Origin of the sequence: Centipeda felix, from assembly GCF_900186465.1 — a bacterium.
GTDB lineage: Bacteria > Bacillota > Negativicutes > Selenomonadales > Selenomonadaceae > Centipeda > Centipeda felix.
The window spans coordinates 1-13,247 of the sequence record NZ_LT891957.1; the positions used below are offsets into that span (position 1 = coordinate 1).

The following is a 13,247-nucleotide window of genomic DNA, read 5'->3' on the forward strand; positions in this document are numbered from 1 at the left end:
TATTACGCGCATCCATACAGCAGCTGGGAGCGTGGAAGCAACGAAAACGGAAATCGGATGCTGCGCAGGTTTCTTCCCAAGGGAACGGACTTCAGCAAATTGAAGCCGAAGGAACTGCAGCGGATCGAAGATTGGGTTAACAACTATCCGCGCAAGATTTTCGGATATAAGTCAGCAAATGATATGTATGCTGCGATGATATAACTCGCTAAAAGTTTAACGAGACCTTGCGACAATTAAACTTGCAATTTGCCGTAAAGCGTGCTATGGAGAAAATTTCTTGACATTCGCGTAAAAATTTTTTAGAATAGCGACGTGTGATATTTTCCATGTATCCATTAGCCCCGGAAGCGTGAGTGTATATCGCATCAACCAATATTGAAAACTCTTACTCTCTAGGGGGGAATTACGTGAAAACCACGGTTATGGCAAAAGCAGCCGATATTGAGCGCAAGTGGTATGTCGTAGATGCAGAGAACCAGACGGTCGGCCGTCTTGCAACGGAGATCGCAAAGGTCCTGCGCGGCAAGAACAAGCCCATCTACACGCCGCATGTTGATACCGGCGACTACGTCATCGTCATCAATGCTGAGAAGGTAAAGTTCACGGGAAAGAAGCTGACGGACAAGACCTACTTCCGTCACTCCGGCTATCAGGGCGGCACGACCTTCACAACGGCCGGCCAGATGCTCGATCGCTTCCCTGTCCGTGTCATTGAACACGCGGTCAAGGGCATGCTTCCGAAGAACAGTCTCGGCGCACAGATTTTCCGCAAGCTCAACGTCTACGCCGGTCCGGAGCATCCCCATGCAGCACAGAAGCCCGAACCGCTGAAGTTTGATATTCGCTGAGTTTTGTATAAGGAGGAATCTGTTCAATGGCACAAGTCACTTACTACGGAACGGGTCGCCGCAAGACCTCGGTTGCCCGTGTTCGCCTCGTTCCCGGCGACGGCAAGGTTACCATCAATGGCCGCGAGATGGCAGAGTATTTCGGCCTCAAGACGCTTGAGCTGATTGTTCGCCAGCCGCTAAACCTGACGGAAACCGTCGATAAATATGATGTCATCGCTAACGTAGCCGGCGGTGGTGCATCCGGTCAGGCAGGTGCGATCCGTCACGGCATCACACGCGCACTGATTGAGATGGATGCAGAGCTGCGCCCTGCACTCAAGAAGGCAGGCTTCGTCACGCGTGACCCGCGTGAGAAGGAACGTCGCAAGTACGGTCTCAAGAAAGCACGTAAGGCTTCCCAGTTCTCGAAGCGCTAAGATACGCATACGAAAATCCCCTCTTCCATTTGGATGAGGGGATTTTTATTTGACATTCGCTGCATATTAACATATTATATAGCTATAAAAAATATGTTTTTAGAAGGAAGCATCGATATGAAAATCTCAGCGAAGGGGCGCTATGGCATCGCATCCATGGTCTTTTTGGCACGCAGCTACGACACCTCCTCCCCCGTCACCATCATCAGTATCTCAGAGCATCTCGGCATCTCTAAGATCTACCTCGAACAAGTCTTTGCACTGCTCAAGCGGAGCAAACTCGTCAACTCGATCAAGGGTTCACAGGGCGGCTACCAGCTTGCTCGCCCCCCACACGACATCACTGCCTATGACATTCTCTCTGCCATTGAGATCGCACTGATTGAAAAGACAGGCAGTTCCTGTGAGAAGATGGAAAAACTAGACCTCGTTCTCGCACGCGACCTCTTCGGCGTACTCGACCAAAACATTCACGATACACTCAATGCCGTAACACTTGAGGATCTCCTTACTGCGTGGAAACGCGAGGAGAACAGCGAGACACTGATGTATTTTATCTAAACATCTGTGCTCCGAGGAAGAGAAGCAGACCGATGCAGCCACCGACGAGCGAGCCGTTGACACGGATCCAGAGAAAGTCCTGCTCTACCTTGTCATAGACAAGACGATTTAGCTCCTCATCCGTGAGACGCATAAGTGCATCGGAGACAACGATACCGACCAATGCCTGTGCATGGAGAGCCGACCGTGCGATGAGATCATACATCAGGCGTGTCATGATTTGCTGCAGATCACTGTGCTCTGTGAGGAGCGTCAGCATCCGCTGATATTCTGCATGGAGTATGCTGCGCAACTGCTGATAAAAGGCCGGCATGTGCTCCTCCATCGGATCCACATCACGCTGCAGATCAGCCTGCACATGTGTCCGCAGGCCACTCAGAATGCGCTCAATCGACGCAGCGATTGGCAGCGTCTCTGCCAATCGCTTTTGCAGCTCACGCACGAGTGTGGTGAGTTCCTCATCCCGTTCGAGGTCAGAGAGCGCATCATGGATCAGATTTGCCGCATGATTTTGCAGCGGCGAGTTATCCCGTCCGAGCTCTTCGATGACATGACATGTGTGCTGCTGAATCAGTTCTGCCCCCTCATCCAGATTGATGGTATTCGTCGCGGTGAGAATACGCGATAGAAATCCGTCGCCGATCTTTTCCCGCTCCAGCTGCTCCAGTGCATTCCTTATGGAGGCATACGTCTCCTCCGTCGCCGCCTCCCTGACAAGTATCCGCGAGATACTTGTCAGGGCTTTTTTATCCCATCCCTTCTCGCGCAGGAGCTCGTCGAGTCGTTGCATCAGCACGGCAGGATCCTCCTTCAGGAGTAAATCCCTCAGGCGCGACGAGAGATAGGAAACGATCTGCGAATTCCTCCGACGCAGAAAGGATGCACGAATAAAGTGCAGGATCATTCCGGTCAGCTGTTCCTCCGTTGTCGGACGGCGCAGATAGTTTTCTATCATTGGAAAGAGGTGCATCTGCTCCATGTGGTGGAAAATCTTGCGCTTGGAGAAGAACTCCTTCTGAACCATCGTGACAATCGCTTGAACAAAGCTGTCACGGCGACGCGGCAACAGCGCTGTATGATAGGGAAATCCGAGCGGCTTCCGAAAGATCGCAGTTACTGCAAACCAGTCCGCAACTCCACCGACCAGTGCCGCTTCGCTTACTGCGAGCAACGCACGCACCCAGAGAAAATCCGCAAATCTGATATGAAGGAAAAGGGCACACAGAAAGAGGACTGCCGAGAGCAGCAGTGCGGCCTCTGCTTTATTCCACGTACGCATTAAAGCCCCCACATCCTTTCCGTCATGCAGACGATGAGGGAAAGTGCCATACCAACGGCTGCGCCAACCACAGCACCGTTGATGCGGATCATCTGAAGATCGGTGCGCACCTTCCCTTCCACAAATGAAACGAGTTCATCGTCCGACTTTTGATTCAGGTACTCACGCACAAAGCGGGCAATCATTTCATGGTGTTTCTCGACCTCTCCCGCCGCGAGCGATTTCATCCATCGGTCAACACGACTTTGCCACGGGATAGAATGGGCGTATGCTTCGATTTTCTGATGCAGGAGCTCTCGCACATAGGGAATCCAAAACGGATGATTCCCCTTCATTCGGCTCTCGATGAAATCCGACAAAATGGACTCCATGTCAATGTCCTCAATCAGATGCTCCTTCGCTCGACGCATCGTCGTGCGAAAATCATCATGATCGCTGAGCGATGCAAAGAACGAAGAGAGTGCCTGCACGCCTTCGCGGTGACGCGGATTCTCCATCTCCAATGCCGCCGACAGAATCTCTTGCAACCGTTCTGTGATCCACGATGCAATCATCGTATCGTCTACGAATGAGAGAACGAGGGCACGGATCATCCCATCGCCCTCATATTTCTCACGAATAGAGGCTATATTGTCATGGAGGATCTCTTGAAAGAGCTGAGTCTGCACTAGCTGGATACCGACGCGGACAAGTACCTGAAAAATCCGCTCTGTATGATGCTGCTCCGTAAAGAGCGCCATCAAGTCTCCTGCGTGATCTTCAAGCGGCAGCTGATAGAGTGCCTGTTTCACGTATGGCGTCAGCTCATGTGAAATGCGCGTACTGTCAAGATCCGCTGCCACATAGCGGAGGACATCGATGGCAGTGTCCGTCAGGCGTTCCTCCCCACCGCGATGCAGCAAATAGTCTGCGAGCATTGCCCCCATATTCTCGCGCTCAATGACTGCCATAATATTCTTCTTGCTGAGGAGATCCTCCGAGGAGAACGCAACGATGGACTCCATAATCCGCCCACGATTCCGACGCAGAATATCAGTACGGTGCGAGATGCCGAGCGGTCGGCCGAAAATCGCCTTGATGGCGAACCAGTCTGCTAGTCCGCCGATCGTCGCCGCGATAAATCCATGATGAATCGTTGATAGGAGAAGACTGCTCCCCTGTCCTGCCGTCCCAACAGCACCGAAAACACTGAGCGCGAGAGCCAGATTTGCCTGATGTTCCTTCTGCAATCCAACCGCCTCACAGTGTTTCCGCTAACTGTTTGAGATACGCACGGAACGAGTCGCCAAGATCACTGCGACGCAGAGCAAACTCCACCGTCGCCTCCAAGAACCCGAGCTTATCTCCAAGGTCATAGCGACGTCCCTCAAAATTATAGGCATAGACCGTGTCCCGCTGGGCGAGTACCTTGAGTGCATCCGTCAGCTGAATCTCTCCCCCTTTGCCGGGCTCTGTATTCTGCAAGATAGAGAAAATCTCGGGGCGGATGATGTATCGACCGAGCACAGCCATACGGCTTGGTGCCTCAGCAAGTGCAGGTTTTTCGATCATATCGGAGACATGCATCAGGCGCTCATTCTGCATCGCTCCTGCAACGATACCATAGGAGGAAACCTGTGCATCAGCGACAATCTGACAGCCGAGAACAGAGCCCCCCGTCTCCTCATAGACATCGATCAGCTGACGCAGCGCAGGACGCTGCGGATGGTAAACGACATCATCGCCGAGGAGAACAGCGAACGGCTCATCGCCGACGAAGGTGCGGGCGCACAGAATCGCATCCCCCAGACCGCGCATATACTTCTGACGGACATAGTGAACATTGACATCCGTCGTCTCACGCAGGACGTTGAGAAGGTCCTGCCGCCCCTTGCGCATGAGCTCGTGCTCGAGTGTCGGCGCGGAGTCAAAATGATCCTCGATGGCGCGTTTCCCATGACCGCTGATAATCAGAATATCCTCGATACCGCTTGCAAGGGCTTCCTCCACAATATACTGGATGGTCGGCTTATCGACAATGGGCAGCATCTCCTTCGGTGTCGCTTTCGTCGCAGGAAGGAATCGTGTTCCATATCCTGCTGCCGGAATAACCGCTTTTCGTATTTGCTGTGCCATGACTATACACTCCATCCATATAAATAGAGCGGAGGGCGCTTGAACCCCCCGCATATTCTGTATGATTCAGCGTGCCAGAACATCGAGTACTGCATGTCCAATGTCTGATGTACGTGCCGTTCCGCCAAGATCCGGCGTCAGCGTCTTTTTCTCCACGAGCAGCGTCTCGATGGCACGGAGCACGCGCTCTGACCACTCTGTTTCACCAAGAAAGTCGAGCATCTGTGCAACTGACCAGATCGAGGCTAATGGATTCGCGATCCCCTGCCCTGCAATATCAGGAGCACTCCCATGAATCGGCTCGAACATCGACGGATAGCGTCGCTCAGGGTTGAGATTCGCCCCGGCTGCGAGCCCCATCCCGCCCGCAATCGCCGCACCGAGATCGGTGAGAATATCGCCGAAGAGATTGCTCGTCACCACAACGCCGAACCGCTTCGGATCTTTGACGAAGAACATGCTTGCCGCATCGACAAGCAAGCTATGTGTCTCAACATCGGGATACTCCTTCCCAATCTCGGCAAAGATCTCATCCCAGAACACCATCGAGTATCGCAGTGCATTCCCCTTGGAAATCGAGGTAAGCGTGCGCTTCTCACGTCGCGCCAGCTCGTAGGCATAACGGATGACGCGCTCACATCCGTGCCGTGAGAATACCCCCGTCTGGAGTGCCGTCTCACGCGGTGTCCCGGGATAGAGCCGTGCACCAACATTCGCGTACTCCCCTTCACTGTTCTCGCGCACCACGATCATATCGATATCACGTGGAGAAATATCCGCGAGCGGGCAGGGAGCACCGTGCAGGAGGCGTACAGGACGTAAATTGATGTATTCATCAAAACCACGGCGGATGCAAAGCAGGAGATCACCGAGAGACACATGGTCCGGTACACCTGGATAGCCCACAGCCCCCAGATAGATTGCATCGTAACCGCGCAGGAGATCGAGCCCGTTTTCCGGCATCATCTCGCCGGACTTCAGGTAGTACTCACATCCCCATGGAAAGTCCTCAAATGTGACAGAGAACGTCCCGTCCATCTGTGCAATTCCCGAAAATACCTTTTTCCCCTCAGCAATGACCTCAGGGCCGATCCCGTCTCCTGCAATCACCGCAATATGAAACTGTTTCATCTAGCTCCCCCACCGAATATCCCATAGAATAGGCGTATTAGAATGCCTCTGCAATCGTCTTGATGAGCAACGACTCCTGCTGACGCGGCAGACCGCTCTGATGCAGGGCTCGGCCAAAGCCAATGAGGAAGTCCACCTTCTGCATTCGCGTGAGTTTCGTGCTCTCACGCAGCGCACGCGTCAGGGCCTGCACCCCCGTGATGCTCGCATCGCGCTTCAGCTGTACCTGCATCGCGAGCTGTCCCGCAAGGATATGCCGGCGCACCTCATCCGAGATTCCATCCAGACTCTCTGCGGCAGGCGACACAGGCGCTGCTGACGAGAATGCGGGAACGCCGTCAGGACGTACCGTGTACTCGGGCGCGGGGGACATGTCCTCCGTGATCGGCGGTGCAAGATGCGACTCCGTCTCTCCCACAGTGGAAAACTCCTGCGGCTGCTGTGGTACGGCGGGTGAGGTAGCGGGTGCATTCAGCGCGAACTCACGCGGCAGCTGCTGATACCGGGGACGCTCGGGTCTGCCTTCAGCATCTGCTGGCTGAGGCGGAAGCTGTGCCTGCACAGCGGCTGGAGCGGCGGGCGGCGGCATCGGAACGACACGCTCCTGGGGAGGAGGTGTCTGCATCGGTGCTTGCTGCGGCGCGGGTGATGATTCCTGACGCACTGCAACGGGCATCGGGCCGCGCTTCAGATTTACATCACCGACAAGCTCCTGCGGTGGGCGGCCTTCCTTCGCGGCGAGCTTCTGCTCACGTTTGACATCTGCTGCTGTAATGATAACGGGCTGCGCCTTCTGCGCAGCGAGTGTGAACGAAGGCTGCTCCTTATTGCGCTCTGCGATCCCCTCATCCACCGTCTCCCAGCGGAGGCGTGTCACCTGCGGTGTATTCTTGGCAGGTGCCGTGCCGAGCGGACGAACAGCAGCATCCTTCTGCTGCCTGGAGATCGATGCCTCATAGTGGTCAGCATCAGCACGTTCCTCTACCGCCGGTGCATTGGCACGATCCGTCACCAGTCGATTTGCATGGAAGAGATCCTGCGAGTCCACCGTCCCGGGGGTCGCCGCATACGTTGTACCGGAGGTCAGTGCGACAAGTACTGCCGCCGTCAGCATTGTGTTTTTGGATGACATCTTCATGAGTCTGTTCTCCTTCTTTCTCTCTCGGCCACGTCACTTACTGCATGGTACGCGCGCCCGCCATAAACGTTGCTACGGACTTCGCACGGAGCGTCGGATTATCAATGAGCTCGAGCCCATACCGCTGTCCGTTTGCCCCACGGAAGAACATCACTGCCGTCTGATTGTCCGCCTTCGCCGTCGCATCGACGACGCCATCGCCATCCTCGTCAATATCGACTTCCTTTGCCGTCATGGCAAAGATCGCCTTGTTGGTATCCGAGAGATTGATCAGCATGATCCCCTCGTATCCATTGCTGTGCTGAATACGTTCCAGCAGGTTCACCGCATCCTCTGGATTGATCGTGTTGAGATTCGGTACGGACGTATCAGAGAATGCATTGACAAAAACCGCCCACGCATACTTGATATTGTACTCCTCATTGTCAAAAATGAGAATCTCGCCCTCGCGGTCGTCATAGAGTGCTGACGCTGGAATCACTCCGACGGGTTTCTGCGGGCACATGATGCGGTAGCCGTATGTCTTGCTCTCATAGGAGTATGTCAGCGCATCGGGGGCAATCGTCTGTGTGGCCGCCGGTGTCGCTGATTCTGTCCCCGCTGGCACATCAGCCGCTGCAGCATAGGAACTGCCGCAGAGCAGCGCTGAGAGCGAAAGAGCAGCGACGAGTTTCTGATAGCGTTTCATTTATCCATCTCCCTAATCATCTCCTGCACCATGGCAAGAGCTTTATTGACGGCGGCACGCTTAATCTCGGCGCGTACGCCAGAAAATACATTTTTTTCCACCGAAGTCTTTCCCGGAGCAGATACAGCAATGTAGACCAGTCCGACCGGCTTTTCGGGAGAACCGCCGCCGGGACCGGCGATCCCCGTGATGCCGACGCCGACATCTGTCTGCATGAGGTCGCGTACCCCCTCTGCCATTGCCCGCGCCGTCTCCGGAGAGACAGCACCGTGCGCGACAAGCGTTTCCTCCGCCACGTGCAGGATACGGGACTTCACGTCGTTTGAGTATGATACGACACTCCCCATGACGTACGCAGAACTGCCGGGCACGTCTGTGAGCGTACTCGTGAGCAGCCCGCCCGTACAAGACTCCGCACAGGAGATCGTATAGCCTTTTGCACAGAGCATTTGCCCAACAATATCCGGCAGACGTTCTCTCTCCGGCATCACTGCACCCTCTCTCCGACAATATCGTATGTAAAGCCCTGAAGGAGACGCACGCGGACAATCTCGCCCGGTGCACCCTCTGCATCACCTTCGATATAGATCTGGCCATCCACCTCAGGTGCCTCGCGGTAGGAACGCCCTACGGCAATCCCCGACTGCTCTGCGTCATGTCCCTCGATGAGAACATCCAACTCCTGATGCTCCAGCCCGATATTGATCTCCTCGGAGATCTTACTCTGGAGACTCATGAGGTCATGGTAACGCTCCTGCATCACCTCTTCGGAAACTTTCTTCCCCATTGCCGCCGCGGCAGTGTCCTCCTCCTCGGAGTAGGTAAAGATTCCCACCTTATCGAATCGCTGCTTCTCCACAAAGCGACGCAGTGTCTGATACTGGGCGTCGGTCTCCCCAGGGAAGCCAACGATGAATGTCGAGCGAATCGCGACTCCCGGGATGCGTGCCCGCAGCTTTGCGATCAGCTCCTCCATCCCCGCCCGTGTATCGGGACGATTCATCGAACGCAGCACGGCATCATGCGCATGCTGCAGAGGCAGATCGACATACTTGACCACCTTTGGCTCAGTGGCAAAGACCTCGATCAGCTCATCGGTAAAATACTTTGGATAGCTGTATAGCACACGAATCCACGCAATTCCGTCGATCTTTGCAAGCTCGCGCAGAAGCGTCGGCAGCATCGGCTTTTGATAGCAATCCAGCCCATAGTTTGCGCTGTCCTGCGCGATGAGAACCAGCTCGCGAACACCGGCAGCGGCGAGCTCACGTCCCTCCGCTACGATATCCTCCATTGGACGGCTGCGGAAGCTCCCGCGTATGAGCGGAATCGCACAGAACGCACAGCGATGATCGCACCCCTCCGCAATCTTGACATACGCCGTATAGTTCGGTGTCGTCCGCAGGCGCGGTGTCTTGGCATCGTAGATCGTATCATCCTTCCCCGCGATGAGCAGGCGACGCCCCTTGAGCGTCGCCTCGATCACCTCCATGATACGGCTCCACGCCCCCGTCCCGATGATGGCATCCGCCTCCGGGATCTCATCGAGAAGCTGCTGCCCATACCGCTGTCCAAGACAGCCCGCTACGATGAGACTGCGGCAGCGCCCCGTCTCCTTGTAGTCCGCCATCCCGAGCACCGTCGTGATCGACTCCTCTTTTGCCGACTGAATAAAGGCACACGTATTGACAATCAGGATATCTGCCTCTGACGGATCATTGGTAATATCGATGCCATGCTCACGCATAATTCCGAGCATGACTTCTGTATCGACCAGATTCTTTGCACAGCCAAGGCTGATAAAACCTGCTTTCACTGGTTACATTCCCCCACAACTACTCTTCATAGAACCGCACCTCTTTGACCCAGCGATCGAGAAGTATCTTCTTCTCCGCCGGGCTATAATACGGCTTACTCTTAAAAATATTGATATTCTTTCCCGCAAACATCCGATAGGACAGCGTCACGGGGTTGGTCGTCAAAAAATAGATATGCTGCCGTGCCAGTGCCAACTGCGCCTCATCCGTCAGCAGCCAGTCGGCAAAATCCTCTGCCGCCTGCACATCGTGCTCGCTCGCGCGGAATGCAACCCCTCTACCGTAAATCACCGCCGCCGTCCCGTCCGTCGGATAAAGCACACGGATGGGATAGTCATCGTGAATATAGCGGAGCGTCTCACTGAGAACAGCAACCGAGACATCGACCTCCCCCATCCCCGCCTGCCGTACGGGCGTATGCAGATAGCGGGAATACTGCATGATCTGCGGCTGAATCCTGCGCCAAATAGCGAAGGTACGTTGTTCACCGTACTCAGCAATCATGCTGTAAAGAAGATTCGACGAGGCATCAGCCGCCATAAAATCCGTCGTACCGATGCGTATATCCTTCTGCTGCGCCAACAATTGCCACGAGTCAGGAAGATCGAGATGCGTGCGTAGATAGTCTTGATTTATTGCAAAGACGATCGGATCATACCACACACCCGTCCAATACCCATCGGGCTGACGAAATTGATCGGCGACCTGATCGCTCCTCTCGGACTGATAGGGCACAAGATACCCTGCCGCCGCCGCGCGGTCGAGCACCTCGCGGTCTGCGAGGACAAGCGCTGCCGGCGTACTCACGCCGCTCGCTGCCTGCTCCTCCAGTCGCTTCTGTATCTGCTCTGTGGATAGAGGAACGAAACTGACACGGATATTATACTCCTTCTCGTACGCCTCCGACAGTGCCGCGGCAGCCTCCGTCGGCAGCGTCGTATATGCCACAATCTCCTGCAGAGGGCGGCGTGCAAGTGCCGTACTCTGCCGTCCGACGGACAGATACGCCGCCCCCGTGGCAGCCACGAGAAACAGCGTCGCGATCATCAGAATAAAGAGCGGAAACCGCTTCATGAAAAAACCTCTCGAATAGAAGAAGATACACTGTTACTATTATAAACAATTCCCTTGGAATCTACAAGAGATATTACATCTATCCCATTCATTTGGCTGCTGGAATGTCTCGTGACAATTTCGTGATGGTCTCCACGTGCGAAGTCTGTGGAAACAGATCGACCGGCTGTACTTCCTGCGCATGATAACCAAATTCTTTCAGTATGGCGAGGTCGCGTGCGAGAGTGGCGGGATTGCACGAGACGTAGACGATGCGCTGCGGCTTCATATCGGCGAAGGTTTTGAGGACGGTCGGCGTACAGCCCGCACGCGGCGGGTCAACGACAACAACATCCGGACGAATCCCCTGTTTGTAGAGTGCCGGCATGATTTTTGTCGCATCGCCGACGATAAATTCTGCATTTTTGACATGGTTATCGCGGGCATTCTTTCGTGCATCGAGAATGGCAGGCTGCACGATTTCGATGCCGTAGACCTTACGTGCTCTCTGGGCAAGAAAAAGGGTGATTGTCCCTGTGCCGCAGTAGGCATCAATGACGGTCTCTGTCCCATGGAGATCCGCATAGGCAAGTGCCTGTTCATAGAGGCGTTCAGCCTGCTGCGTATTGACCTGAAAAAAGGATCGCGGTGAAATGTGAAAATGCAGCCGTCCGAGCGCATCGAGGATGGTCGGCTTTCCCCAGAGGAGCACAGTGTCGCGTCCCATGATGACATTGTTCCGATAGGTCTGGATGTTTTGATGTACACTGACGAGGTTCGGCAATCGCTCTCGCAGCAGTCGAATAAAATCCTTTGCACGCGGCAGCTGCTTGGTCGCTGTGACGATCACCGCCATAAGGTCGCCATTCTGCCCGACACGCCCAACGATGTGACGCAGGATGCCCTTATGTGTGTCCTCATTGTAGACAGGAATGCGAAGCTGCGCGACAATAGCGCGTACGGTATTGGCAAGCGCATTATTCGGCTCACGCTGAATATGGCAGTTCTCTGTATCGATGATGGTATGGCTTCCCTGTGCGAAACAGCCAACGACGATCCTTCCCTTTGTGAGGCCGACGGGAAACTGCATTTTATTGCGATAGTTCCACGGTGACTGTGCCGCGAGTGTCTCTCTGACCAAGACATGAGGAAGTTTGCCGATATGGGACAGTGCATCAATCACCTGCTGACGCTTCGCGCGCAGTTGTGCCGCATAGGAGAGATGCTGGAGCTGACAGCCGCCGCACTCGTCATAAAGGCTGCATAAAGGTGTGATGCGATCATTGCTCTGCTGAAGAATTTCCGCCAAACGTCCACGGGCATAGGAGGTTTTTACCTCCTCAATGCGTACCGTGACCCGTTCGCCGGGAAGTGCATTAGGGACAAATACGGTAAAGTTATCATATCGCCCGACGCCCTCGCCGCTCGTTCCGAGCCGGTCAATGCAAATCTCATAGACTCCCCCTCGACGTACGGGAACCATCTGTACGCGTGTCTGCGCCTTTTGTGTTTTTTTCATGCCTCTCGAAACGTCACCTTTTCAAATAGTTCCATCGGAGTATTGAGGAGCACATCCGCGCCGTGTTCCCGAAGCTCCTGCTCCGTGCGAAATCCCCAGAGAACACCCACCGCAAGCGTTTCTGCATTGCTTGCGGTGTCCATGTCGACCGAGCTGTCTCCGAAGTACGCTGTTTCCTGCCCCGTAACGCTAAACTCTTTCATGATGTGCAGCACTTTCGTTGGATCCGGTTTTCGCGGAAGTCCCTCCCGATCACCGATGATCTCCCGAAACATATGCGGAGGAAACAGTGCCGTGATGATGCGTTCTGCCGCACTTTGATGCTTATTCGTGCAGACAGCCAATGGAATACCTCGACGGCAAAGCTCCTCCAGCATCTCCATAATACCGTCATAGGGAACGGTCTTATGCAGGAGGTTTTCAGCATAGCGTTCTTTGTACTCTGCCATAAAACGATGAACAAATGCGGCGTCCTCCGCCTGATGCGGCGGCAGAATCCGTTCAATCAGTTTCTGTGTTCCATTTCCGACAAAAAATCGATACTTCTCCGCTGTATATGTCGGAAAATGATATGCTGACAGGACAGCATTGGCACTGTCCGCCAAATCTTCAAGCGAATTGATCAACGTGCCGTCCAAATCGAAAATCGCAGCCTTATACTGCATGGCAGTCTCTC

The 13,247-nt window shown here is 54.5% G+C and carries 15 protein-coding genes; 4 read left to right on the forward strand and 11 right to left on the reverse strand.

Annotated features, from left to right (window positions below; translation table 11 throughout):
- From C1713_RS02450 to C1713_RS02465, 4 genes are all read left to right on the forward strand, one after another.
- A partial coding sequence (locus C1713_RS02450) for an IS30 family transposase (protein WP_138774471.1) occupies positions 1-204 on the forward strand: 204 nt, incomplete at its 5' end.
- Positions 205-425: 221 nt separating this feature from the next.
- On the forward strand, positions 426-851 hold the full coding sequence (gene rplM / locus C1713_RS02455; protein WP_009442019.1) for a 50S ribosomal protein L13: 426 nt from the start codon (positions 426-428) through the stop codon (positions 849-851).
- A gap of 26 nt (positions 852-877) precedes the next feature.
- Positions 878-1,270 (forward strand): 30S ribosomal protein S9, encoded by a 393-nt coding sequence (gene rpsI, locus C1713_RS02460; protein WP_006689594.1) that lies wholly within the window; start codon positions 878-880, stop codon positions 1,268-1,270.
- 117 nt (positions 1,271-1,387) lie between these two features.
- A complete protein-coding gene (locus C1713_RS02465) occupies positions 1,388-1,831 on the forward strand; it encodes an RrF2 family transcriptional regulator (RefSeq protein ID WP_039980717.1) in 444 nt (147 codons plus the stop codon).
- Here C1713_RS02465 and C1713_RS02470 read toward each other — a convergent pair.
- The 11 genes from C1713_RS02470 to C1713_RS02520 form a co-directional block, all read right to left on the reverse strand.
- Entirely contained in the window at positions 1,824-3,110 is a 1,287-nt protein-coding gene (locus tag C1713_RS02470) for a DUF445 domain-containing protein (RefSeq protein ID WP_009442017.1), read from the reverse strand. The genes C1713_RS02465 and C1713_RS02470 overlap by 8 nt on opposite strands.
- Positions 3,110-4,339, reverse strand: a complete 1,230-nt coding sequence (locus C1713_RS02475; protein WP_102492925.1) for a DUF445 domain-containing protein — start codon at positions 4,337-4,339, stop codon at positions 3,110-3,112. Before C1713_RS02475 ends, C1713_RS02470 begins: the two co-directional genes overlap by 1 nt.
- Positions 4,340-4,349: 10 nt before the next feature.
- A complete protein-coding gene (gene galU / locus C1713_RS02480; RefSeq protein WP_102492926.1) occupies positions 4,350-5,225 on the reverse strand; it encodes a UTP--glucose-1-phosphate uridylyltransferase GalU in 876 nt (291 codons plus the stop codon).
- A gap of 66 nt (positions 5,226-5,291) precedes the next feature.
- Complete coding sequence (locus C1713_RS02485) at positions 5,292-6,356, reverse strand: tartrate dehydrogenase (RefSeq protein WP_009442014.1); 1,065 nt, start codon at positions 6,354-6,356, stop codon at positions 5,292-5,294.
- A 37-nt stretch (positions 6,357-6,393) separates the two neighbouring features.
- Positions 6,394-7,494 (reverse strand): hypothetical protein, encoded by a 1,101-nt coding sequence (locus tag C1713_RS02490; protein WP_009442013.1) that lies wholly within the window; start codon positions 7,492-7,494, stop codon positions 6,394-6,396.
- 37 nt (positions 7,495-7,531) lie between these two features.
- Complete coding sequence (locus tag C1713_RS02495; protein WP_102492927.1) at positions 7,532-8,182, reverse strand: hypothetical protein; 651 nt, start codon at positions 8,180-8,182, stop codon at positions 7,532-7,534.
- A complete protein-coding gene (locus C1713_RS02500; protein WP_102492928.1) occupies positions 8,179-8,670 on the reverse strand; it encodes a CinA family protein in 492 nt (163 codons plus the stop codon). The genes C1713_RS02495 and C1713_RS02500 overlap by 4 nt, the downstream gene beginning before the upstream one ends.
- Complete coding sequence (rimO, locus tag C1713_RS02505) at positions 8,670-9,998, reverse strand: 30S ribosomal protein S12 methylthiotransferase RimO (protein WP_009442010.1); 1,329 nt, start codon at positions 9,996-9,998, stop codon at positions 8,670-8,672. The genes C1713_RS02500 and rimO overlap by 1 nt, the downstream gene beginning before the upstream one ends.
- A 19-nt stretch (positions 9,999-10,017) precedes the next feature.
- On the reverse strand, positions 10,018-11,073 hold the full coding sequence (locus C1713_RS02510) for an ABC transporter substrate-binding protein (protein WP_102492929.1): 1,056 nt from the start codon (positions 11,071-11,073) through the stop codon (positions 10,018-10,020).
- Between the two features lie 88 nt (positions 11,074-11,161).
- Complete coding sequence (gene rlmD / locus C1713_RS02515) at positions 11,162-12,571, reverse strand: 23S rRNA (uracil(1939)-C(5))-methyltransferase RlmD (RefSeq protein ID WP_102492930.1); 1,410 nt, start codon at positions 12,569-12,571, stop codon at positions 11,162-11,164.
- Positions 12,568-13,236, reverse strand: a complete 669-nt coding sequence (locus C1713_RS02520; protein WP_102492931.1) for an HAD family hydrolase — start codon at positions 13,234-13,236, stop codon at positions 12,568-12,570. Before C1713_RS02520 ends, rlmD begins: the two co-directional genes overlap by 4 nt.
- Between the last annotated feature and the right edge of the window lie 11 nt (positions 13,237-13,247).